The sequence below is a fragment of the Bacteroides sp. MSK.18.37 genome, from assembly GCF_019129155.2.
Lineage (GTDB): Bacteria > Bacteroidota > Bacteroidia > Bacteroidales > Bacteroidaceae > Bacteroides > Bacteroides ovatus.
The window spans coordinates 2471500-2496822 of sequence record NZ_JAHOIB020000001.1 but is presented as its reverse complement, the minus strand read 5'-3'; the positions used below and the strand labels follow the sequence as shown (position 1 = coordinate 2496822).

Here is a 25323-nt window from a genome sequence, read left to right as displayed (position 1 = left end):
AAACACTGAATAACAGAAAATGAGAAAGTGGCGTATTGAAGATTCTGAGGAACTCTACAACATCACAGGTTGGGGTACCTCGTACTTTGGTATTAATGACAAAGGTCATGTAGTTGTTACACCTCGTAGAGACGGAGTGACTGTCGATCTGAAAGAACTGGTCGATGAGTTGCAATTGCGTGATGTGGCTTCTCCCATGTTGATACGTTTTCCGGATATTTTGGACAACCGTATTGAAAAGATGTCTTCCTGCTTTAAACAAGCGGCCGAAGAGTATGGTTATAAAGCCGAGAACTTTATAATTTATCCGATTAAGGTCAACCAAATGCGCCCGGTGGTGGAAGAGATTATCAGCCACGGAAAGAAGTTCAATCTCGGACTGGAAGCCGGTTCCAAACCGGAACTCCATGCAGTGATTGCGGTCAATACGGATTCTGACTCATTGATTGTCTGTAACGGATATAAAGACGAAAGTTACATCGAACTGGCTTTGCTTGCCCAGAAAATGGGTAAACGTATCTTCCTCGTTGTAGAGAAGATGAACGAACTGAAGCTGATTGCAAAGATGGCAAAACAGCTGAATGTGCAGCCTAACATCGGTATACGTATCAAACTCGCTTCTTCCGGTAGCGGAAAGTGGGAAGAGTCTGGAGGTGATGCCAGCAAATTCGGCTTGACTTCCAGTGAACTTCTCGAAGCGCTCGACTTCCTGGAGAGCAAAGGGATGAAGGATTGTTTGAAACTGATTCATTTCCATATCGGTAGTCAGGTGACAAAGATACGTCGTATTAAAACGGCTTTGCGTGAGGCTTCACAGTTCTACGTGCAGCTACATTCGATGGGATTCAATGTGGAGTTTGTAGATATTGGCGGTGGACTCGGAGTGGATTATGACGGAACCCGTTCGTCCAATAGCGAAGGCAGCGTGAATTATTCCATCCAGGAATATGTAAACGACTCTATTTCTACTTTGGTGGACGTGAGCGATAAAAATGGTATCCCACACCCGAATATCATAACGGAGAGTGGACGCGCATTGACGGCACATCATTCTGTTCTTATCTTTGAGGTACTTGAAACCGCTACATTGCCCGAATGGGATGACGAGGAGGAAATTGCTCCGGATGCACACGAATTGGTGCAGGAGTTATATGGAATCTGGGATTCGCTGAATCAGAATAAGATGTTGGAAGCATGGCACGATGCGCAGCAGATCAGAGAGGAAGCGCTGGACTTGTTCAGTCATGGAATCGTAGATCTGAAAACCCGTGCACAAATCGAGCGTCTGTATTGGTCTATTACACGTGAGATTAATCAGATTGCCGGCGGTTTGAAGCATGCGCCTGATGAATTCCGCGGACTGTCTAAGTTGCTTGCCGATAAATATTTCTGTAATTTCTCGCTCTTCCAGTCGCTTCCCGACTCTTGGGCGATTGACCAGATATTCCCGATCATGCCTATCCAGCGATTGGATGAGAAACCGGAACGTTCGGCTACCTTGCAAGATATAACCTGCGACTCGGACGGCAAAATTGCCAACTTTATCTCTACCCGTAACGTGGCTCATTATCTGCCTGTACATGCACTGAAGAAAACAGAACCTTATTATGTGGCTGTGTTCCTGGTGGGAGCTTATCAGGAGATTTTGGGAGATATGCATAATTTGTTTGGTGATACGAATGCCGTGCATGTTTCGGTGAACGAGAAAGGATATAATATCGAACAGATTATCGACGGAGAAACGGTAGCGGAGGTGTTGGACTATGTGCAGTACAATCCGAAGAAACTGGTACGTACGCTCGAAACTTGGGTGACGAAATCAGTGAAAGAAGGAAAGATTTCTTTGGAAGAAGGAAAAGAATTCCTTTCCAACTATCGTTCGGGGCTTTACGGATATACTTATTTGGAATAACCGGCAGGGTGCCGGAGCCGGATTCTCCATTCGGTGAACTTATTAGAAATCAAGAAATGAGAGAAAAACTAACAGTTATTAAGGTGGGTGGCAAAATCGTAGAAGAGGAAGCCACCCTTCGTCAGTTGTTAAATGACTTTGCCGCTATCGACGGACATAAAGTGTTGGTTCATGGTGGCGGTCGTTCGGCAACAAAGATTGCCGCACAACTGGGTATTGAAAGCAAGATGGTAAATGGTCGTCGGATTACCGATGCCGAAACATTGAAAGTCGTAACGATGGTGTATGGCGGATTGGTGAATAAAAATATTGTGGCAGGTCTGCAAGCACGCGGAGTCAATGCACTCGGATTGACCGGTGCGGATATGAATGTAATCCGTTCGGTGAAACGTCCGGTGAAAGAAGTAGACTACGGGTTTGTGGGAGATGTGGAACAGGTGGACGCTACTTTATTGTCGGATTTGATACATAAAGGCGTTGTTCCTGTGATGGCTCCATTGACGCACGACGGCCACGGCAATATGCTGAATACGAATGCAGATACCATTGCCGGAGAAACGGCGAAAGCGTTGTCGGCCCTGTTTGATGTGACATTGGTATATTGTTTTGAGAAGAAAGGCGTGTTGCGTGACGAGAATGATGACGACAGTGTGATTCCCCAAATCACCCGTGCCGAATTTGAACAATATGTAGCTGATGGCGTTATTCAGGGAGGTATGATTCCCAAGTTGGAGAATTCTTTTGAAGCAATAAATGCAGGAGTATCTGAAGTGGTAATCACCTTAGCATCAGCGATTAATAACTCTGGTGGAACAAGAATAAAAAAATAATTCAAAAAAAAGTAGTGGGCGACTGTAACTTTTCATATCCTAGCCCGTCATTATTATAGAGATGCAAGAAATCAGCTTCCGAAACGATATTTTGCCGTTGAAGGATAAACTCTTTCGATTGGCTCTCAGAATCACCCTGGATAGGGCCGAAGCCGAGGATGTCGTTCAGGACACCATGATAAGAGTGTGGAATAAGCGTGATGAGTGGTCTCAATTTGAATCGGTCGAAGCCTATTGCCTGACAGTGGCAAAGAATCTGGCGATAGATAGAAGTCAAAAGAAAGAAGCTCAAAACGTGGAACTCACCCCCGAGATGGAGGAAGAACCTGATGCAAACAGTCCGTATGACCAGATGATTCATGATGAAAGAATGAACATTATTAATAGACTGGTAAACGAACTTCCCGAAAAACAGCGGCTTATCATGCAACTGAGGGACATTGAAGGTGAAAGCTATAAGAAAATTGCAGGGTTGCTGAATCTGACAGAGGAACAAGTTAAAGTGAACCTCTTCAGAGCCAGACAAAAAGTAAAACAAAGGTATTTAGAAATTGACGAATATGGATTATAAGGATATAGAACAGCTCCTGGAGCGATACTGGCAATGCGAAACTTCCGTTGAGGAGGAAGCAACATTGCGCGACTTCTTCGCAAAGGAGGAAGTTCCTGCTCATTTGCTTCGCTATAAAAACCTGTTTGTTTATCAACAGGTTCAGCAGGAAGTAGGACTGGGCGAAGACTTTGATACACGTATTCTGGCAGAGGTGGAGCCTACGGTCGTAAAAGCGAAACGCTTGACACTGACCGGTCGTTTTATTCCTCTGTTCAAAGCCGCTGCCGTGATTGCAATCATCCTTTCTTTGGGGAATGTGGCACAACATTCTTTCTCCGGAGATGACGGAAGTGTATTGGCAACGGATACCATTGGTAAACAAGTAACAGCACCATCGGTCGCTATTTCAAATGATGTGAAAGCGGAACAGGTTCTAGCCGATAGTTTGGCGAGGGTTAACCACAAGGTGCAAGTTATAAACGAATAGACATTTTCATTTGCTTTAAACATATAATATAGTTAGTGTGCTTAATTAAAACAACAACGAAGGCGAAACTGTGAAGTTTTCAATTCTCTCAAATTTTTATAATAAAACTAACTAAATAAATGGGCTACCGCGCGATGCAGTAGCCCTTTTATGCTTTTAGACTGTATTTGTTCAAATTGTCTTTATTTGATCTGCCGTATGTTTTTCCGTGGAGCATCCACTTCTTGTGGATTGCCTTTATAGGCAATATCGCCACTTCCTTTCACGCGGGCAACCAGTTTTTGACTTGCATAACAACTGATGTTTCCGGATCCACTGATACTTGCATCCGTATTCTCTGCTTCTAAATCTGCAGCCTGAATGTTTCCCGATCCGGCAATAGCATATTTTGCTTGAATGGCTTTACCTTTAAGATTAATATTACCCGAACCTGAAATTCCTGCCTGACATTCCTGGCTCTCTATTTGTTGCAGTCTAACATCTCCCGATCCGTTAATTGAAACAGCCATTCTTCGGCAATTAAGCCCTTCTCCCTGAATGTTCCCCGAACCATTTATATGGAACTCGATATCTTTAGAGGTTTGTATTCCATTGATTAATTTTATATTTCCCGATCCGTTGATTGACAGCTTATTCAGTTCCGGAGCAAAAACTTTTATTTCCAGTTTTCCTTTCCATATACTGACATTCTTCTTGAATTTTATCATTAATGTATTACCGTCTACATACGTTTCTACAAGTGGTATAATGTTGTCGGAACCATGTATCTCCACGTGACTGCGTGTGTCTTGGTGATAACTGATATTGGCACTTCCCAATAGTTTGATTTCATTGAAATGATCGGCTTTTACTTCTTGGGAGATGTAGTTTTTGCTGCCTACTACGTGTTTTCCCTGCAAGCAAGAGCCGGCAGTAAGTACTAGAGACAATCCGGTGACTAATACGAGCAATAAACTTGTTTTCATAATTATGTTTTTCTATGATTGATATGACAGTTAGACGGAAGAAACTGATATAAAGTTGCATCTTCCGCGAAGTTTTTCATTGGAATCTTCTTTTTTATTACTTTTGTGGCTGTTGATAGGAGGATTATAATGGATAAGATCGTAGAAGATGACGAATTAGGACGTCTGATAGTGCGTGTCAATTCACGTGCGAGGAGTCTTGTGTTTCGTACAAAGAGTGATGCTGTTTATGTTTCAGTTCCTCCCGGCACTACATTGAAAGAAGTGAAGCAGGCAATCGAGAATCTGCGTGGTAAACTTCTGGCCTCCCGTCAAAAATTAGCCCGGCCATTGATTGATTTGGACTATAAAATTGATGCGGAACACTTTAAGTTGTCCTTGGTGTCCGGTGAAAAGGATCAGTTTCTGGCTAATTCCCGGTTGGGGGTTATGGAAATTGTTTGTCCGCCTCATGCGGATTTTACGGACGAGAAACTGCAAAGCTGGTTGCATAAGGTGATTGAAGAATCGTTGAGGCGGAATGCGAAAAGTATCCTTCCTTCACGTTTGGCTTCCTTGTCCAAGCAATGCGGACTTCCTTATTCGAGTGTGAAAATAAACTCCAGTCAGGGCAGATGGGGCAGTTGCTCGGCTCGAAAGGATATTAATTTGTCCTATTACCTGGTTCTGTTACCTTCTCATTTGATAGACTACGTGTTGCTGCACGAATTATGTCATACGCGCGAGATGAATCATAGCGAACGATTTTGGGTATTGCTCAATCAATTTACAGAAGGAAAAGCATTGGCTTTGCGGGGGGAATTGAGAAAGTATCGTACGGAGATTTAGAATACTTTATTGCCAGGATAGTGCTATCGTGTTGGCACACTTGTGTCAACACGCTGGCACAGTCGTGACAATGCGATGGCATGGTTGTGCCAATATGGTGGCACAGACTTAGTTAATACCTTTATTACTTGGCTAATTGTTTAATCCCGTCTGATTCTTTTTCGAACTGATAAGTTCCTCCTTTTTCACTAAGATCAAACGTAGACACTAATTCTGTGTTATTATCTACAATCAACAAGGCGCTCTGTTCGGCAAAACGTCCTATTTCTACAGTGTAAGGTTCTTCCGACATGGTTTTGTTGGAGATCAGACTGTCGTTGACAAATAATGAGATAGAATCTCCGGCAAAACCTTTTACCAGACTGATCGTATAGCTTTCGATGAAATGACGTTCTTCCTGCTTTTCCCGTTGTAGCCGCATGCTCATATAGACAAAAATAACCACGACAAAAATGACGGCAAAAGCAAGAATTCCGTTACCTACCATAAACTGTTTATTTGTGTTGAGACGATGTGCCATAGTCGTTATTTTTTGAATTACGGCGTAAAGATACGAATATAGCACTGTTAATTCATACTTTTTTTCTTTAATGTTTTGTAGTCGAACAGATTATTTATATCTTTGCAACCGAAAACGGATGAAAGGTGGAGGGGCAATTAAGCTCCTTTTTTTGTTCTTATATAGCTAATAAATGATAGAAAAGAAAACTGTTTGTCAGATTGTAGAAGAGTGGCTGGAAGGAAAAGACTACTTTTTAGTAGAGGTAACCGTGAGCCCGGATGACAAGATTGTGGTTGAAATAGACCATGCAGAAGGTGTTTGGATTGAAGATTGCGTGGAGCTTAGCCGCTTCATAGAGTCGAAACTGAACCGCGAAGAGGAAGATTATGAACTGGAAGTAGGGTCGGCTGGGATCGGACAACCCTTTAAAGTTCTGCAACAGTATTATATCCACATCGGACAAGAGGTGGAAGTGCTGACCGGAGACGGACGGAAGCTGGCCGGTATACTGAAAGATGCCGATGAAGAGAAGTTTACGGTAGGCGTACAAAAGAAAGTAAAAACCGAAGGATCAAAGCGCCCGAAATTGGTAGAAGAGGACGAAACCTTCACTTATGAGCAAATAAAATATACTAAATACTTAATTAGCTTTAAATAGTTATGGCCAAAAAAGAAGAAACAATCAGCTTGATTGATACATTTTCGGAATTTAAGGAACTGAAGAATATCGATAGAACGACGATGGTTAGCGTACTCGAAGAGTCGTTCCGTAGCGTAATCGCGAAAATGTTTGGCACCGATGAAAATTACGACGTAATCGTGAACCCGGACAAGGGTGACTTCGAGATATGGCGTAACCGTGAAGTTGTGGCCGATGAAGATTTGACTAACCCGAATATGCAGATTTCGTTGAGCGAAGCACAGAAAATTGATGCTTCTTACGAAGAAGGTGAAGAGGTGACTGACGAGGTTATCTTTGCCAAGTTCGGACGTCGTGCGATCCTGAATCTTCGCCAGACACTGGCTTCCAAGATTCTGGAACTCGAAAAAGACAGTATTTATAATAAATATATAGATAAGGTAGGTACTATCATCAATGCAGAAGTATATCAGATCTGGAAAAAAGAGATGTTGCTTTTAGACGATGAAGGAAACGAATTGCTGTTACCTAAGACCGAACAAATTCCGAGCGACTTTTATCGTAAAGGTGAAACGGCCCGTGCAGTAGTTGCCCGCGTGGATAACAAGAATAATAATCCTAAGATTATCTTGTCACGTACTTCTCCCGTTTTCCTGCAACGCCTGTTCGAGATGGAAGTACCCGAAATTAATGATGGTTTGATTACCATCAAGAAGATTGCCCGTATCCCCGGCGAACGTGCCAAGATCGCGGTGGAATCTTACGATGACAGAATCGACCCTGTAGGAGCCTGTGTAGGTGTAAAGGGAAGTCGTATTCATGGCATTGTTCGTGAACTTCGCAATGAGAACATCGACGTAATCAATTATACATCGAACATCTCATTGTTTATACAGCGCGCTTTAAGCCCGGCTAAGATTTCTTCTATTCGTCTGAACGAGGAAGAGAAGAAAGCAGAGGTATTCCTCAAACCGGAAGAAGTTTCGCTGGCTATCGGTAAAGGCGGTTTGAATATCAAACTGGCCAGTATGTTAACTGAGTACACTATCGACGTGTTCCGTGAGTTGGATGAGAATGTAGCTGACGAAGATATCTATCTCGACGAGTTTAGAGACGAAATCGACGGATGGGTGATCGACGCTATCAAAGCTATCGGCATCGATACAGCGAAGGCTGTGTTGAATGCTCCTCGTGAGATGTTGATTGAAAAGACGGACTTGGAAGAAGAGACAGTGGACGAGGTAATACGCATTTTGAAATCGGAGTTTGAAGAAGAAGATCCTTCAATTGAAAATAAAGATGAAATTAAAGATTAAAAGTTGCGATACAATATAATGCAGCAGACTTTTATTTCTTAATTCTCAATTTTCAATTAAACAAGCTCCATTTATTCATTAATTTTAAAATATGACGATAAGGTTAAACAAAGTTACAAGAGATTTGAACGTAGGAATCGCGACGGTAGTTGAGTTCCTGCAAAAGAAAGGGCATACCGTTGAGGCTAATCCTAATACTAAAATTAGCGAGGAGCAATACGCTATACTCGTAAAGGAGTTTAGTACAGATAAGAACCTTAGACTTGAATCGGAGCGTTTCATACAGGAACGTCAGAATAAGGAACGTAATAAGGCGTCGGTATCGATTGAAGGCTTCGAAAAGCAGCCCGAAAAACCGAAGTCGGAAGATGTGATTAAGACAGTCGTACCTGAGGATGCACGTCCGAAGTTTAAACCTGTCGGAAAAATAGATTTGGATAAATTGAACGGTCGTAAACCTGAAAAGGTAGAGAAAGAACCGGAACAGAAACAGGAAGAACCGGTTGTGGAACGGCCTGTCGTTAAACCCGAAGTGAAAAAGGAGCCCGAGAAGAGAGAACCCGAGGTGAAGAAGGAAGAGGTGGTGACACCTCCTGTTTCTGTAGTAGAGCCTACTCCAGTGGTGGTTGAACCCGTAGTAGTGCCGGAACCTGTAGTGGAGACGAAGCCGGTAGAAGTTGAAAAAGTAGTAGAAGAAGTGAAAAAAGAAGAGCCGAAGGTAGTAGTAGCTGCACCTGTGAAGGCGGAAGAACATAAAGAAGAAGAAAAGGTGGAAACTGCACAGGCTGAAGTAACCCCGGTAGCGGAAAAGGCTCCGGAGGATGATGGTGTTTTCAAAATCCGTCAACCGGAATTGGGCGCAAAGATTAATGTGATCGGTCAGATCGACTTGGCTGCATTGAATCAGTCTACTCGTCCCAAGAAGAAATCGAAGGAAGAGAAACGTCGCGAACGTGAAGAAAAGGAAAAAATCCGTCAGGATCAGAAGAAGTTGATGAAGGAAGCTATCATCAAGGAAATCCGTAAGGATGATTCTAAATTGGCGAAGAGCGGACCTAAGGACAGTGCGGAAGCGGCTGCTAACAAGAAGAAACGTAACCGTATCAATAAAGAGAAGGTGGACGTTAACAATGTTGCAACTTCCAACTTTGCTGCTCCAAGACCTAATGTACAGGGTAAAGGCGGCAATAGTAACGGTCAGGGTGGCCAGGCCAACGGACAGGGAAATAACAACAGAAGAAATAACAACAATAAAGATCGCTTCAAGAAACCGGTTATCAAACAGGAAGTGAGCGAGGAAGACGTAGCAAAACAGGTAAAAGAAACCCTTGCACGTCTGACAACCAAAGGTAAGAATAAAACGTCCAAATACCGTAAAGAGAAACGTGAAATGGCTTCCAACCGTATGCAGGAACTGGAAGATCAGGAAATGGCAGACAGCAAGGTATTGAAGTTGACCGAGTTCGTTACGGCTAACGAATTGGCAACGATGATGGATGTTTCTGTTAACCAGGTTATCGCTACTTGTATGAGTATTGGTATCATGGTTTCCATCAACCAGCGTTTGGATGCTGAAACCATCAATCTGGTGGCTGAAGAATTCGGATTCAAGACTGAATATGTAAGTGCGGAAGTGGCACAAGCTATCGTTGAAGAAGAAGATGCTCCGGAAGATTTGCAACCGCGCGCTCCGATTGTAACGGTGATGGGACACGTTGACCACGGTAAGACTTCTTTGCTTGACTATATCCGTAAGGCGAATGTAATTGCCGGTGAGGCCGGAGGTATTACCCAGCATATCGGTGCTTATAACGTGCAATTGGAAGACGGTCGTCGTATTACATTCCTCGATACTCCGGGTCACGAAGCGTTTACCGCTATGCGTGCACGTGGTGCCAAAGTAACGGATATTGCTATCATTATTGTGGCTGCCGATGATAACGTGATGCCACAGACGAAAGAAGCGATCAATCACGCGATGGCTGCCGGTGTACCTATTGTATTTGCAATCAATAAGGTAGATAAACCGACTGCAAATCCGGATAAGATTAAAGAAGAACTGGCTGCAATGAATTACCTTGTTGAAGAATGGGGTGGTAAATATCAGTCACAAGATATCTCTGCCAAGAAAGGTATGGGTGTGGAAGACTTGCTGGAAAAAGTATTGCTCGAAGCGGAAATGCTCGACCTGAAGGCAAATCCGAACCGTAATGCTACGGGTTCCATCATCGAATCTTCACTGGATAAGGGACGCGGATATGTAGCTACTGTATTGGTATCTAACGGTACTTTGAAAGTAGGAGACATCGTATTGGCGGGAACCAGCTACGGACGTGTGAAGGCTATGTTCAACGAACGTAACCAACGCGTCAAGGAAGCAGGACCTTCCGAACCGGCATTGATTCTGGGATTGAATGGTGCTCCTGCCGCAGGTGACACATTCCATGTAGTCGAAAGCGATCAGGAAGCTCGTGAGATCACTAATAAACGTGAGCAGCTGGCTCGTGAACAAGGTTTGCGTACGCAGAAGATCCTTACATTGGATGAATTGGGTCGTCGTATTGCTTTGGGTAACTTCCAGGAATTGAACATCATCGTTAAGGGTGACGTGGATGGTTCTGTTGAGGCATTGAGCGACTCGTTGATTAAGTTGTCTACGGAACAAATCCAGGTAAATGTTATCCATAAGGGTGTGGGAGCAATTTCCGAATCTGATGTTTCTCTGGCTGCTGCTTCGGATGCGATTATTGTCGGATTCCAGGTACGTCCTTCGGGTGCTGCCGGTAAGATGGCCGACCAAGAGGGTGTTGACATCCGTAAGTATTCTGTCATCTACGATGCAATCGAAGAGGTAAAGGCTGCTATGGAAGGTATGTTGGCTCCGGAAGTAAAGGAACAGATTACTGCAACCATCGAAATCCGCGAAGTATTCAATATTACGAAAGTCGGTCTTGTAGCCGGAGCAATGGTGAAGACCGGAAAGGTGAAACGCAGCGACAAGGCTCGTTTGATCCGCGATGGTATTGTGATCTTTACCGGAAACATCAACGCATTGAAACGTTTCAAGGACGATGTGAAGGAAGTAGGTACAAACTTCGAGTGTGGTATCAGTCTGGTGAACTGCAACGACATGAAGGTAGGCGATATGATTGAGACATTCGAAGAAATAGAAGTGAAACAGACGCTGTAAATATAGTAAGGTTATAAGTGTATTATAATGTTATAATATAGCAGAGGTCATGATATGATAAAGAGGTGGTAATGTGGTACTGTTTGCAGAACACCACCTTACCACCTTATTTTTTATCATTCGGCACCTTCTCATTATAATCAGCTTATATACGACTTATTGGTTTATAGCTTATAACATAATAAACGTGGCAACGATTGATATAATTATCCTTATTGTAATAGGCGCCGGAGCGATTGTAGGTTTTGTAAAAGGCTTCATTCGTCAGTTGGCTTCTATTTTGGGGTTAATAGTCGGTCTGTTGGCAGCGAAAGCTCTGTATGCTTCTTTGGCGGAAAAGCTTTGCCCGACGGTGACGGATTCAATGACAGTTGCGCAAGTGTTGGCTTTTATCATGATCTGGATTGCCGTACCATTGATCTTTGTATTGATTGCCTCGCTATTGACAAAAGCAATGCAGGCTATTTCGTTGAACTGGTTGAATCGCTGGTTAGGAAGTGGGCTGGGAGCACTTAAGTTTCTGTTGTTAACGAGTGTAGTGATTGGTGCGATAGAGTTTGTGGACAGCGATAATAAGTTAATTAGTGCAACAAAAAAGGAAGAATCTTTGTTATATTATCCGATGGAAACGTTTGCGGGGATCTTTTTCCCTGCTGCGAAGAATATGACGCAACAATATATATTAGAGAATAAAGATAAAGATGCAACAAGAACCCAATAAAATGAAACCCAATCAGAAAGACGAACTTGAAAAGAAGACTGATAATGAGTTTGTCCGGAAATTTGCGGAGGAGAAATATAAATACGGTTTCACCACAGAGGTGCATACGGACATCATTGAGCGTGGACTTAATGAAGATGTCATTCGTCTGATTTCATCGAAAAAGGACGAACCGGAGTGGTTGCTGGAGTTTCGACTGAAAGCGTATCGCCATTGGCTGACGCTGGAAATGCCTACCTGGGCACATCTCCGTATCCCTGAAATTGATTATCAGGCGATTTCTTATTATGCCGATCCGACAAAGAAGAAAGAAGGACCGAAGAGCATGGAGGAAGTCGATCCTGAACTGATAAAGACGTTTAATAAACTGGGAATTCCTTTGGAAGAGCAAATGGCTCTTAGTGGAATGGCAGTGGATGCCGTTATGGACTCTGTTTCCGTAAAGACTACCTTCAAGGAAACGCTGATGGAGAAAGGAATTATATTCTGCTCGTTCAGTGAAGCCGTGCGGGAGCATCCGGATCTGGTGAAGAAATATATGGGCTCGGTAGTAGGTTATCGGGACAATTTCTTTGCAGCGTTGAATTCCGCAGTGTTCTCTGACGGCTCTTTCGTGTATATTCCGAAAGGAGTACGTTGCCCGATGGAGCTTTCCACTTATTTCCGTATCAATGCCCGTAACACGGGACAGTTTGAGCGTACGCTGATTGTAGCGGATGATGATTCGTATGTTTCTTATCTGGAAGGATGTACGGCTCCGATGCGGGATGAAAATCAGCTGCATGCCGCTATCGTTGAGATCATTGTGCATGACCGTGCAGAGGTAAAATACAGTACCGTTCAGAACTGGTATCCGGGAGATGCAGAAGGCAAGGGCGGTGTATACAACTTTGTGACTAAACGCGGTAACTGTAAAGGAGTGGACAGTAAATTATCCTGGACACAAGTGGAAACCGGTTCGGCAATCACCTGGAAATATCCTTCCTGTATCCTGACGGGCGATAACTCGACCGCTGAATTCTATTCCGTAGCTGTAACGAACAACTATCAGCAGGCAGATACCGGAACGAAGATGATTCATCTGGGTAAGAACACTCGTAGTACGATTGTAAGTAAAGGCATTTCTGCCGGACATAGTGAGAACTCCTATCGTGGGTTGGTACGCGTGGCCGAGAAAGCGGATAATGCCCGTAATTATAGCCAGTGTGACTCTCTGTTGCTGGGAGATAAGTGTGGTGCACATACCTTCCCGTATATGGATATTCACAATGAGACGGCAGTGGTAGAACATGAAGCTACGACAAGCAAGATTAGTGAAGACCAGATATTTTATTGCAACCAGCGCGGTATTCCGACAGAAGATGCTATCGGACTTATTGTGAACGGATATGCAAAGGAAGTGTTGAATAAACTTCCGATGGAGTTTGCGGTAGAAGCACAGAAGCTGCTTACCATCTCATTGGAAGGAAGCGTGGGGTGATGTTGACTTTTTAATAGTAAATCGTAAAATCGTAAATATAATCATGTTAGAAATAAAAGACCTGCATGCCAGCATTAATGGCAAAGAGATATTGAAAGGTATTAACCTGACGGTGAATCCCGGTGAGGTGCACGCTATTATGGGACCGAATGGTTCCGGTAAAAGTACGCTTTCCTCCGTATTGGTGGGTAATCCGGCTTTTGAGGTAACAAAAGGTTCGGTCACTTTTTATGGAAAGGATCTGTTGGAGTTGAGCCCCGAAGATCGTAGCCATGAAGGAATCTTCCTTAGTTTCCAGTATCCGGTGGAAATCCCGGGTGTGAGCATGGTGAACTTTATGCGTGCTGCTGTGAATGAGCAACGTAAATATAAAGGTCTGCCTGCACTGACCGCCAGTGAGTTTCTGAAGCTGATGCGTGAGAAACGTGCGGTGGTGGAGTTGGATAATAAACTGGCTAACCGTTCGGTGAATGAAGGCTTTTCCGGTGGTGAGAAGAAACGGAACGAGATTTTCCAGATGGCTATGCTGGAACCGCGTTTGAGCATCCTCGACGAGACAGACTCCGGTTTGGATATTGATGCGCTCCGTATTGTTGCGGAAGGAGTGAACAAGCTGAAAACTCCTGAAACAAGTACAATCGTTATTACCCACTACCAACGTTTGCTCGATTATATCAAGCCTGATATTGTGCATGTCCTTTATAAAGGTCGTATCGTAAAAACTGCCGGACCGGAACTTGCTCTGGAACTGGAAGAAAAAGGATACGATTGGATCAAGAAAGAAGTAGGAGAATGACAAATATAAAACGATGATGGTTGAACAACAATATATAGAACTTTTCTCACAGACGGAAGCGATGATCTGTAAGCATAGTGCCGAAGTGCTGAATGCACCTCGTGCGTCAGCATTTGCCGATTTTGAGCGACTCGGATTTCCGACCCGTAAGATGGAGAAGTACAAATATACGGATGTGAGCAAGTACTTTGAACCGGATTTCGGTTTGAACTTGAATCGTTTGGCTATTCCGGTCAATCCGTATGAAGTGTTTAAGTGTGATGTGCCGAATATGAGTACCTCCTTGTATTTTGTGGTAAATGACACATTTTATAATAGAGCGCTTCCCACAGGAAATCTGCCGGAAGGTGTGATTTTCGGTAGCCTGAAAGAAGTGGCCGAGCAACACCCGGAATTGGTGAAGAAATATTACGGTCAACTGGCAGATACCTCTAAAGATGGTGTGACTGCTTTCAATACCGCTTTTGCACAAGATGGCGTTGTCTTTTATGTGCCGAAGAATGTGGTGGTGGAAAAAACAATCCAGTTGGTAAATATCCTGCGTGCAGATGTTAACTTTATGGTGAACCGTCGCGTACTGATTATCCTGGAGGATGGCGCGCAAGCCCGTTTGCTGATTTGTGACCATGCAATGGATAATGTGAACTTCCTGGCGACACAAGTTATTGAAGTATTTGCTGGTGAGAATGCGGTATTCGATATGTATGAACTGGAAGAAACACATACAAGCACAGTTCGTATCAGTAACCTGTATGTAAAGCAAGAGGCCAACAGCAATGTATTGCTCAACGGAATGACTTTGCATAATGGTACTACCCGCAACACGACCGAAGTGTTGCTGGCAGGAGAAGGAGCCGAAATAAACCTTTGTGGTATGGCGATTGCCGATAAAAACCAGCACGTAGACAATCATACAAGTATTGACCATGCCGTACCGAACTGTACCAGCAATGAGCTGTTCAAGTATGTGCTCGACGACCAGTCGGTAGGTGCGTTTGCCGGATTGGTACTCGTGCGTCCCGATGCACAACATACGAATTCCCAACAGACTAACCGGAATCTTTGTGCTACGCGTGATGCAAGAATGTATACACAACCTCAATTGGAGATTTATGCGGATGATGTGAAATGTTCGCATGGAGCAACAGTAGGCCAGTTGGATGAAGGCGCATTATTCTACATGCGTTCGCGCGGTATTGCAGAGAAAGAAGCCCGTCTGCTGTTGATGTTCGCATTTGTCAACGAAGTGATCGATACCATTCGTTTGGAAGCGCTGAAAGATCGTTTGCATCTATTAGTAGAGAAACGTTTCCGTGGCGAGTTGAATAGATGTCAGGGTTGTGCCATTTGTAAGTAACCACTAAAAAATAATGAACGTGGATATTCAAAAGATACGTGAAGATTTTCCGATATTGAGCCGTACGGTTTACGGTAAACCTTTGGTTTATTTCGACAACGGTGCGACAACACAGAAACCCCGTCTGGTGGTTGATGCGTTGGTGGATGAATATTATTCCGTCAATGCCAATGTGCATCGCGGCGTACATTATCTTTCCCAGCAAGCTACGGAACTGCATGAAGCTTCCCGTGAAACGGTACGTGAGTTTATCAATGCCCATAGCACGAATGAAGTTGTCTTTACACGCGGAACAACAGAAAGTATCAACCTGCTTGTTTCCAGCTTCGGCGACGAGTTTATGGAAGAAGGGGATGAAGTGATTGTTTCCGTGATGGAACATCATAGCAACATCGTTCCCTGGCAACTGTTGGCTGCCCGTAAAGGAATTGCCATAAAAGTCATCCCGATGAATGATAAAGGCGAACTTCTGCTGGATGAATATGAAAAACTATTTTCCGAACGCACGAAAATAGTCAGCGTAGTTCATGTATCGAACGTACTGGGTACAGTGAATCCGGTGAAGGAGATGATCGCAACAGCTCATGCGCATGGTGTACCTTGCCTGATAGATGCTGCACAGTCTATTCCTCACATGAAAGTGGATGTACAGGAGTTGGATGCCGATTTTCTGGTATTCTCCGCCCATAAGATATATGGTCCGACAGGTGTCGGAGTACTTTATGGAAAAGAAGAATGGTTAGATCGCCTTCCACCTTATCAGGGAGGAGGAGAGATGATTCAGCATGTCTCTTTCGAGAAGACCACTTTTAATGAACTTCCTTTCAAGTTTGAAGCCGGTACGCCCGACTATATCGGAACTACCGGACTGGCAAAAGCCCTTGATTATGTGAACGGACATGGCATTGAACAGATAGCCGCCCATGAGCATGAACTGACAACTTACGCTTTGCAACGTCTGAAAGAAATCCCCCATATACGTATATTTGGTGAAGCAGCCGAACGGGGAGCGGTCATTTCTTTCCTGGTGGGAGATATCCATCATTTCGACCTCGGCACGTTGCTGGATCGTCTAGGTATTGCCGTGAGAACAGGGCATCATTGTGCACAACCTCTCATGCAACGTCTTGGCATAGAAGGAACTGTACGTGCTTCGTTTGCCATGTACAATACCAAATCGGAAATAGACACTTTGGTGGCAGGAATTGAACGTGTCAGCAAGATGTTTTAAAGATATGAGCTGCTATTCCTGTGGAGTAGCGGCTTTTTTTATTCTTTAACTAAAAAAAGAGGGCCTCGAGTGCAGTGATTTGAGCTTTCGTGCGTCTAATAGGTAAAGAAACAAAATGTTCATTGAATATCAGGAGGGTCGTGAGACCATGCTTATATTATATAAATTCTCTCTCTTTAACATTAATGCAGCTATATCGTAAAAAGTTACGGTGTAGCTGCAACTTTTTTAGAGACTTCCTCCGTCTAATAGAATAGTTGTAACCATTGAAACAGCTGTTGCGATTGAAGATGAATTGAATATTATTGTATGTAAAAAGAAAGGGGAAACGCTGATAACAGCGAATCCCCCTTTTTTATCGATTATTTCCTTCCTTTTTATTCAGCAGTCAGCTCAATTACGCGGCTGAAAGCCTGATTTGTTGTGAAAGCATTGATTCCCACTTTCATCAGATAATCTCCTGAATAAGTTTTCTCATTGGCAGCCAGATTCGATTTGGAATTCGGCATCAGGTTGATTTCTTTCACCTTATACATTTTCTTCGCATCCAGTCCCTGAAGTTTTACCGGGAGCAGTTTCTCACCGAAACGTGGGTGGATATCGTAGGTATAAAGCACAGCTTTGTTCTTATCCGGTGAGGCATACATGAGAGACATGTGATTGCCATCGTAGGGAGAAACCAATCTGTATTGATCGCCGTCCAGAATCACTTTTTTCAGACGCGTCCAGTTGGCAACTGCATTCTGGCAGTAAGTCTGTTCGTCTGCATTCAGTTCCTTCAGTCCAAGGTCAAAGCCCAGTTTGCACATACTTGCCACATCCGTACGGAACTTCACGCTTGTGTTCTTGTTCCAGCTGGTTACGTGTGCACACATGGCTTTTGCCGGGAAGATTTGTGAGAATCCCCACTGGATAAACAGACGTTCTATCGGGTCTGTGTTGTCGCTGCACCAGAATTCTGTGTAATATTTCAGAGCTTCGTAGTCGCAACGGGCGCCACCGCCGGAGCAGAGCATCATTGGCACGTTTGGATATTTGTCTTTGATACGTTTCAATACATTGTATATACCACGTACATGGTCGATATAAAGCTGTCCCTGTTTATTTTTTAAATATGGAGAATAAACATTTGTAATTGGAGAGTTACAGTCCCATTTAAAGAAAGCCACTTCCGGATTCTCTGTCAGGATCTTATCCACTACACCATATACAAAGTCCTGTACTTTCGGATTGCTAAGATCGAGTACCAGCTGATTACGGTAATAATATGTTTCGCGGTTAGGCAGTTGGATAGCCCAGTCGGGATGTTTTTCGAACAACTCACTTTTAGGGTTAACCATTTCCGGTTCAATCCAGATACCAAATTTCACTCCGGCTTCTTTGGCAGACTGTACAAGGGCAGGAATACCGCCCGGCAGTTTGGATCTCATCACTTCCCAGTCACCCAGTCCGGCATTGTCACTGTTGCGTGGGTGCTTGTTGCCAAACCAGCCGTCATCCAGCAGGAACATATCTACACCAAGATGTTTAGCTTCCTTCATCAGTTCGGCAAGCAGTTCCTCATTGAATTTGAAGTAAGTATTTTCCCAGTTGTTTAATAAAGTCATACGGTCGCCTTGTCCGTCTTTCAGCTGATAGTTGCGTGCCCATGCGTGAAGGTTGCGGCTGGCTTCGCCCGTACCGTTGTTGCTGAAAGTAAAGATGAATTCAGGAGTTGTAAACACTTCATTCGGCTTCAGTTCATAATCAGATGCATAAGGATTGATGGCGGGGATTACACGGAGGTTACCTACGTTGTCCACTTCGAAAGTGAACTGGAAGTTTCCTGTCCATCCGATAGTACCTAGCATGGCACGTCCCTGCGCTTCCTGTGCCGGTTGTTCAAAACCAAGCTCAAAGAACGGGTGGGTGTGCATGGCAGCACGGCTTCCCAGTTTGGTGTCGATCACCTTTTTACCGAACAACAGAGGTTGTGTGCTCATTTGTGCTTCTTTTGCCCAATCGCTACTGAATTCTGTCAGGTAATATTCGTTTCCGGAGAAATAAAGCATGGTGGAAGCATAACGCCATAAGGTCACAGGCTTCTTTTCAGCATGTTTGATTTCGCTCCACGTCTTGATGACGTTTTCTTTCGGATAAGCGATGTAATGTAGTGTGACTTCTACCGGATACTGATTATCTTTTAGTTGAATGATCGTTTCCGTTCCGCCCGCCACTGCCTTCTGCTCGGAGGATATATAGCGGAGAATCGTACTTGGGTTTCCATCATTGTGCGTGATAGCTACAGCCGGTTCAAAATAATCTTCGGCGCCGGAGCCCGGATATACTTCCCATCCTCGGGTGGATACGCTACCGTCACTTCCTCCTTTTACGTAAGGAGAAAAGTTGTTGATGTCTTTCTCGTTCAGTAACTTATCGCCCAGATAAGCCTGATAGAGTCGTCCGTTAGGAGCTACTTGGAGAATTAAGTCTGTGTTGTCCGTTGCGATGCGGATAACGTTCTTTTCCTGGGCGTCCACTTGCGCCAGGGTAAACAATGCCATAAGTAATACGAGAAGTTTCTTCATGGTTTTTTAATAATTAATTAGGTATTAGTTAGTTTGTGGGCATAGAATGCCGCAAAGATAATTATAATTCGTCAGGAATGAACTAGAATTTAATGCTTGCGCTAAATTCTACGGTAAATGGGCGTAAATAATTTCCACTCATATAGTTGCCTGCATACTGGGCAGCTTCTTCTTTGGTAATCAGTTCCGAACCGTTGATGGTTCCGCTGGCCCCCTTCTGATTCAGGAAGTTGATGACTGTTGCCCCTAAAGAAAGATGCTTGTTTACATTCCAGTTGATCCCCCCGAAAGTTTCCCAGCGACCGTTGAAATAGAGGGCTTCCTGGAGATTGGCGTAAGTCTTGCCGAAATAGCGGAAACTAAGCCAAAGGCGTAAGTCCTTCGTGATATTATAGCTTGGGTCGAGTTCGACAAGAATCTGCGGAATCTCTTTTACAATCATCCCATTGGCGTTGACAGACATTTCCGAACCATCGTTGAATGTGACGCTTGCGTTATAGTTCTTGTAAACAGGTTTCTGATACGTGAACAGAGCGTGCAGGTGAAAACCTTTGAACGGGTCGATTTCGGCAGATGTGGTCCATCCCAGTGTTTTGATATTATAAATAAGCAATACGGTCTTTCCTTCTTCCGTTCCCGGTTTCGTCAGGTTTTGCTGGTCAATATTATTAGATTTAGAGATATAGGTAACCATAGAGGTGAGGTTGATCCACTTGTTCTTGTAGAACAAACCGCCACGGATTAACGGTATGGTGACACGTTTGTATTGCTCTTCCGTAGGACCTGTTCCGGCATATTCGTTGATACGTGGGAAGCGGGTGGCTACTGTTCCGTCGGCAGTCAGGCCGAATTGCCCGGTTACGTTGTAAGTGGCGCGGAGCGTGGCGGCATAGTTCAGTTTATCCTTTACCACTTTGGCGGGATGAATGCTGCGTTGTGTGGCAATGATATTTCCTGTTTCTTCCTCTTTGCTATAAGTGGTAAAGTCGCCGATGCGGAAACCCGGGAAACGGGAAGCGGATATTTGATCGGCACTCATCCGGTAATATTCCAGGCGTCCGCCATAATAGATATTGAATTGGGGAGTTACTTGCCAGTTGTCTGTAAAGTAAAGGGCGAGTTTGTTCTCATATCCCTTTGTATATTCGGGACTAAGTTCGTTGTACCCGTATGTCTGTACGCGCTGACCGGTCAGAGTAGGGTCCAGGGAACTTGTAGTTGTGGAAGTCAGCAACTGTGGATAGTTCTGTACGGTGGCCATCCATTGCAGAGAAGAGGAATAATAATCAAGATGGTAATACCATTCGTTCACTCCCAGACGCAGATCATGGTTGCCAAAGGTCTTGTTTAGCTCGGAAGTGATTAGGAAGTTTTTCACTTTGCCTACGTGCAACCAGGTGCGGCGACCTTCTGCCAGTCCCTCATACGGATCACCGTTTGATAGCGTAAAACCATCGTTGGCGGTTACTTCGCTGATGGTGCTGCCTCCGAAGTCGACATAGTTGGCACGTGGAGCATCCATATATTTCAGATTGAATTTCCATAGCAGATCGTTCCTGAAACGATAATCGGAGATCAATGCAATCTCATTGGCACGGTTTTCAGAACCATCGCCCAAATTCCATGTTTTCATCTTTCCGTCTCTTACGTCCATGTATGGAAAAGAACCGTTCTGCGGAACATAAGAATTTGTTCCCAGTTTGAAACCGTCTATCTCTTTGACCGAGCCGTCGCCGACATAGATAAAAGGAGCTGCATTGGCATAGCTGGCCGGATTTTCACTGCGGGAGTGTTTGTAGAGCAAAGATATTTTGCCGCGTCCGTTGTTGAAGAGACGGGTCAGGCCGGCATGATAAATCTCTGTGCGGTCTGCATAGTTCGTAAATTCCAGGTCGAAACTTCCCGGGTCGAAGTTCTGGTAAATGCTTGCCGTGTAAAGCCATTGGTTATTGATGGCTCCTGAAACATTGAAGTCGAAGTTCTGCATACCGAAATGATTGGTGCGGTAGTTTAATATACCTTGGAAATCCTTTTGTCCCAGTTTGCTGAATGAGTTGACGGAGTAAGCAATATTACCGGTCGTGATGGCCGATTCGGAAGGAGATAAAAGTCCTACTTCTCCCAGGCTGCTGTCGCTACGCCAATGAGCGGCAAGTTTGTGAACGGTAGAGGAATATACGGCAGGAAGTCCATTCTCATAGACATTAACGTCCTCGCTGGGAAGGCCGATTTGAATTTCGCGGGGTTTGTTGGCGTCAGAAGCATTCAGCATCACATTGCGTTCGCCTTCTTCTGATTCTTTTTTAGTAGAGTTGGCAGGAATCGTATCCTGCTTCATTTCGGTTCGGTTCGTCTTTTTCTTGTTCACCTGAATGTTCGCTGCATTCCCGTTGGAAGGAATCAGTTGCAACAGGGTTGCTAGAGTAAGGCAACTAAAGGTTACTTTTTTCATCACTTGTATTCATTTAAAGATTTGGAAGTTCACATCGGTTGTGTCATTTTGACGAAGGCAAAGATAGGAGGAGGAGAAACAAGTGGCTATACTCTTTTTTGTCAAGATGTGCAAGAGATGTTTCAAGTGTGCGATAGCCCTTTGCAGTGCGACATTTATTGCCATCCGTGCAACAAATGTTTCATCCTTCCTATGCATTTAGCGTAAAAAAAACTATATTTGTCGCTATCTAATATCTGTGTATGAAAAGGAAATTGCTGCTTTTTCTCCTTTCTATTTGTTTTTTCCTTCCGGATTTTGCCGCGACGGGACAGTATAACTTTATCCGTGTAGATGGAGGAAGCGGTCTTTCGAACAGTCATGTCAAGTCCATTATTCAAGATAGTTACGGTTTTATCTGGCTGGGTACGCGCAACGGTCTTAATCGTTATGACGGCGTGTCGATGAAGCTTTATAACTGCTATGACGAAACTTTGCAGCATGGCAATCAGGTCATATCCGCTCTTTTTGAGGATAATCACCGTCAATTATGGGTAGGTACGGATGATGGTGTTTATATTCAAGAGCTTGCTACCGGGAAGTTTTCGTTCTTTGATGCCCGCACAGAGAGCGGAGAGCAAATCAGATACAACTGGATTGAAGATATTCTGGCAGATCATTCAGGAAATATCTGGGTGAATGCACCGAATCAGGGAGTTTTCCGCTATCAGGTGGAGACGGGTAAACTGTTCCGCTATATTCCCTGTCCCAGTAAGGATAAAAGCAAGGACTTTCCGCAGTCTATCTGTGTAGATAAAGAAGGTACGGTCTGGGTGGGTACGTATGGAGCGGGAATTTACCGTTACAGTCCGGAGCAGGATAAGTTTGTGCCCTATGCAACAGAAGCCCTTAAAGGGGATTTCATCTTTACTCTGTGCGATTATGGCGATGAACTGATTGTCGGAGTGCATGAAGAGGAACTGAAACGGTTCAATAAAAAGACTGGAGAAGTGAGTATATTCCCTGCGCCCGAAGTACATCGAAAAATTATTCGCTACGCTGTTTGCTTCGGAGACGAGCTGTGGGTGGGTACGCAGAATGGCGTTTATGTGATTAATGAGAAACACAACAGTGTGCAACATATTCCTGCCGATGCCGGAGGGAAGTATGGGCTTGGAGATGCTATCGTCGATAAGATTTATCGTGATCGTGAAGGGGGAACCTGGATCTGTACGCAATTTGGAGGAGCCAGCTATCTGCCTGTACGTACGCTCGATTTTTCGGTTTATCTTCCGGGAGCGCCCGGTACAGTCAGCGGACGACGCATCAGTGAATTGGCGGAAGGAAAAGACGGAGTGGTGTGGGTTAGTACACAGGATGGCGGTGTTTGCTACTGGAATCCGGGAACACAGACTTTCACTAAAATTCCCCAGTCGCCTGACCGTCAGAATGTATTAAGCCTGTTCGCTTCGGATGATTTGGTTGGCGCAGGTTACTTTAAAGGGGGCATTGACCTGATTGTTCCTCAAGATCAGGTTCAGACGTTCTATCCCGCACAACTTGGTATCAGTGAAGGTTCCGTGTTTGCCCTTTACCGCGATCGTGGGGGAGCAATCTGGTTGGGTGATGGCTGGAACATCTTCCGTTCGGCCGACAAAGGACAGACTTTTGAGAAAATGGAGCAATTCGGGTATGCTTATATGCGTGATATTCTCGAAGATAAATCCGGCAATATATGGGTGGCAACGATGGGCAGTGGAATATTCCGGTATCATCCGCAGACAGATCAGATGGTCAGCTATAAATGTATACCGGAGGATAGCACTTCTATCGGAACAAATGAAGTGACAGGTATTTCGGAGGATAGTAAAGGCTTTATCTGGTTTTCTACAGACCGGGGTGGATTGTTGCGTTTTAACCCCGAAACCGGAAGATTCCGGACATACACCAAAGCGGACGGGCTTCCGGACAACGTAACATATAAAGTCGTGGAAGACCGGCAACATCGTATCTGGTTCGGAACAGACCGTGGGCTGGTTTGTCTTCATCCGGAAACAGACAGCCTGCAAGTTTTCAACCGAAATGACGGGTTACCTGATAACCAGTTTAACTATAAGTCGGCCTTGGCTGCCTCTGATGGTACTATTTGGATGGGAACTATCAATGGATTGGTCTCTTTTAATCCACAAATTGTCCACCCGAATACTTTTGTGCCTCCAGTCTATATCACCGGAATGTACGTGCAGGGACGTGAAACTCCTTTCACGGCGGATGGTGTGCAACTGCCTTACCGTTCTAACGTCAGCTTTGATTTTGTTGCTTTAAGTTATACCTCACCGGGTGCAAATCGCTATGCCTACAAAATGGAAGGGATAGATAATGACTGGAATTATACATCTGATGTGCATACAGCGTCTTATGCCCAGCTCCCGCCGGGAGACTACCTGTTCCGTGTGCGGGGCAGTAATAATAATGGTGTCTGGAATCAGGAAGAAGCTACTTTATCAGTGCGTATTCTTCCACCTTGGTGGCGTACAGTGTGGGCTTACCTTATCTATATCATTGTAGTGTCCGGCAGCTTTGTCTTGACTCTTCGCGCCTATCGCCGCCGGGAAGTACAAAAGATCCGTGAGCAGCAATTATTGGCAGAACTGGCGCGTGAGCGTGAATCCCATCGTACGCATGAGATGTTTATTAATCAGATCACTTACGGAGCTTGTACTCCGCAAGGGGGTGCGATGTCACGGGCTGATGAACAACTGATGTCCCAACTGATAGCCAAAGTGCGTGAGAATCTTTCCGACGCCAATTATAATGTGGAAGCATTGGCTGCAGCCATGAATATGTCCCGCTCCAGCCTGCATCGTAAGATTAAGGCGCTGACCGATCTTTCTTCACTCGACTTTATCCGTATCATCCGATTAAAACGTGCGGCAGAACTATTGCAGGAGGGAGAATTGCGCATCAACGAAATCTCTGACAGAGTAGGTTTCCAGTCGCCTTCTTACTTCGCAAAGATATTTCAGAAGCAATTCGGAGTTACTCCTACAGAGTTTGCCCAACAAAATAAGCAGAGAATGGCAGAGGATTAGTAACTATGGGCTATTATTCGTTATTTTATCATGGGGTGGTGAACAGGTTTTAGCTCCTTTCGGTACTGGAATGAACTAATCTTAGTTCTTCTAAGATTTAATTGGTAATATGCGATGATTTAATATTCATCATATATAGATTTATTCGTCTGACAGTTGTTGAACTTTCGTCTGGCAATTGTTGTTCTTTCGTCTGACAATTGTCAGACGAAAAAGAAACAGCTGTCAGACGAATAAATTCATGTATCATTAGCCATAACCCCATTAGGTATCAAAAATAAATCTGCACAAGCTCGAAATTAGTTCATTTCCGTATAGAAATGAGGGAATGAAGTAAATAACTACAGTGTGCCCATTTTGTTTAAAGAGATTAAAAGATAGAATAATTCAGCTTTATAAATTCTTTCTTTTTTACTTGCTTATTT

General features: G+C 44.2%; 18 protein-coding genes. 14 read left to right on the top strand and 4 right to left on the bottom strand.

Going from position 1 to position 25323, the window contains the following annotated elements; translation table 11 throughout:
• Positions 1-19 precede the first annotated feature (19 nt).
• The 4 genes from speA (at position 20) to KSX81_RS10415 (ending at position 3782) form a co-directional block, all read left to right on the top strand.
• Positions 20-1912 (top strand): biosynthetic arginine decarboxylase, encoded by a 1893-nt coding sequence (gene speA / locus KSX81_RS10430; protein ID WP_004298263.1) that lies wholly within the window; start codon positions 20-22, stop codon positions 1910-1912.
• Positions 1913-1968: 56 nt separating this feature from the next.
• Complete coding sequence (gene argB, locus KSX81_RS10425; protein ID WP_004322481.1) at positions 1969-2742, top strand: acetylglutamate kinase; 774 nt, start codon at positions 1969-1971, stop codon at positions 2740-2742.
• 61 nt (positions 2743-2803) lie between these two features.
• Positions 2804-3313 (top strand): RNA polymerase sigma factor, encoded by a 510-nt coding sequence (locus KSX81_RS10420; protein ID WP_004298261.1) that lies wholly within the window; start codon positions 2804-2806, stop codon positions 3311-3313.
• On the top strand, positions 3303-3782 hold the full coding sequence (locus tag KSX81_RS10415; protein WP_004298260.1) for a hypothetical protein: 480 nt from the start codon (positions 3303-3305) through the stop codon (positions 3780-3782). Before KSX81_RS10420 ends, KSX81_RS10415 begins: the two co-directional genes overlap by 11 nt.
• 182 nt (positions 3783-3964) lie before the next feature.
• Here the strand turns inward: KSX81_RS10415 and KSX81_RS10410 are convergent, their stop codons facing one another.
• Entirely contained in the window at positions 3965-4747 is a 783-nt protein-coding gene (locus KSX81_RS10410; protein ID WP_004298259.1) for a head GIN domain-containing protein, read from the bottom strand.
• Between the two features lie 129 nt (positions 4748-4876).
• Here KSX81_RS10410 and KSX81_RS10405 point away from each other — a divergent pair, with 129 nt between their 5' ends.
• Positions 4877-5575 (top strand): SprT family zinc-dependent metalloprotease, encoded by a 699-nt coding sequence (locus tag KSX81_RS10405; protein ID WP_004298258.1) that lies wholly within the window; start codon positions 4877-4879, stop codon positions 5573-5575.
• A 124-nt stretch (positions 5576-5699) separates the two neighbouring features.
• Here the strand turns inward: KSX81_RS10405 and KSX81_RS10400 are convergent, their stop codons facing one another.
• Entirely contained in the window at positions 5700-6095 is a 396-nt protein-coding gene (locus KSX81_RS10400) for a hypothetical protein (RefSeq protein ID WP_004298257.1), read from the bottom strand.
• A gap of 172 nt (positions 6096-6267) precedes the next feature.
• Between KSX81_RS10400 and rimP the strand changes: the two genes are divergently transcribed.
• The 8 genes from rimP (at position 6268) to KSX81_RS10360 (ending at position 16808) form a co-directional block, all read left to right on the top strand.
• The gene (gene rimP, locus KSX81_RS10395) at positions 6268-6735 is read left to right on the top strand and encodes a ribosome assembly cofactor RimP (RefSeq protein ID WP_004298256.1); all 468 of its coding nucleotides are present in this window, start codon (positions 6268-6270) and stop codon (positions 6733-6735) included.
• A 2-nt stretch (positions 6736-6737) separates the two neighbouring features.
• Positions 6738-8033, top strand: a complete 1296-nt coding sequence (gene nusA, locus KSX81_RS10390) for a transcription termination factor NusA (protein WP_004298255.1) — start codon at positions 6738-6740, stop codon at positions 8031-8033.
• Positions 8034-8124: 91 nt separating this feature from the next.
• The gene (gene infB / locus KSX81_RS10385) at positions 8125-11223 is read left to right on the top strand and encodes a translation initiation factor IF-2 (protein WP_004298254.1); all 3099 of its coding nucleotides are present in this window, start codon (positions 8125-8127) and stop codon (positions 11221-11223) included.
• A 187-nt stretch (positions 11224-11410) separates the two neighbouring features.
• Positions 11411-11944, top strand: a complete 534-nt coding sequence (locus tag KSX81_RS10380; protein ID WP_008776068.1) for a CvpA family protein — start codon at positions 11411-11413, stop codon at positions 11942-11944.
• Between the two features lies 1 nt (position 11945).
• Positions 11946-13424: a Fe-S cluster assembly protein SufB gene (sufB, locus tag KSX81_RS10375; RefSeq protein ID WP_004307399.1), complete on the top strand. Its 1479-nt coding sequence runs from the start codon at positions 11946-11948 to the stop codon at positions 13422-13424.
• A 43-nt stretch (positions 13425-13467) separates the two neighbouring features.
• Entirely contained in the window at positions 13468-14220 is a 753-nt protein-coding gene (sufC, locus tag KSX81_RS10370) for a Fe-S cluster assembly ATPase SufC (RefSeq protein WP_004298251.1), read from the top strand.
• Positions 14221-14233: 13 nt separating this feature from the next.
• Positions 14234-15577 carry a Fe-S cluster assembly protein SufD gene (gene sufD, locus KSX81_RS10365; RefSeq protein ID WP_004298250.1) on the top strand — a complete coding sequence of 448 codons (1344 nt, stop codon included), beginning with the start codon at positions 14234-14236 and terminating at the stop codon, positions 15575-15577.
• A gap of 19 nt (positions 15578-15596) precedes the next feature.
• On the top strand, positions 15597-16808 hold the full coding sequence (locus KSX81_RS10360; RefSeq protein ID WP_008776065.1) for an aminotransferase class V-fold PLP-dependent enzyme: 1212 nt from the start codon (positions 15597-15599) through the stop codon (positions 16806-16808).
• Between the two features lie 377 nt (positions 16809-17185).
• Here KSX81_RS10360 and KSX81_RS10355 read toward each other — a convergent pair whose 3' ends face one another.
• Positions 17186-19375, bottom strand: coding sequence for an alpha-galactosidase (locus KSX81_RS10355; protein ID WP_004298248.1), 2190 nt, complete (start codon positions 19373-19375; stop codon positions 17186-17188).
• An 82-nt stretch (positions 19376-19457) separates the two neighbouring features.
• A complete protein-coding gene (locus KSX81_RS10350; protein WP_004298247.1) occupies positions 19458-21827 on the bottom strand; it encodes a TonB-dependent receptor in 2370 nt (789 codons plus the stop codon).
• A gap of 242 nt (positions 21828-22069) precedes the next feature.
• Here KSX81_RS10350 and KSX81_RS10345 point away from each other — a divergent pair, with 242 nt between their 5' ends.
• Positions 22070-24898: a two-component regulator propeller domain-containing protein gene (locus tag KSX81_RS10345; RefSeq protein WP_004298246.1), complete on the top strand. Its 2829-nt coding sequence runs from the start codon at positions 22070-22072 to the stop codon at positions 24896-24898.
• Positions 24899-25323 lie beyond the last annotated feature (425 nt).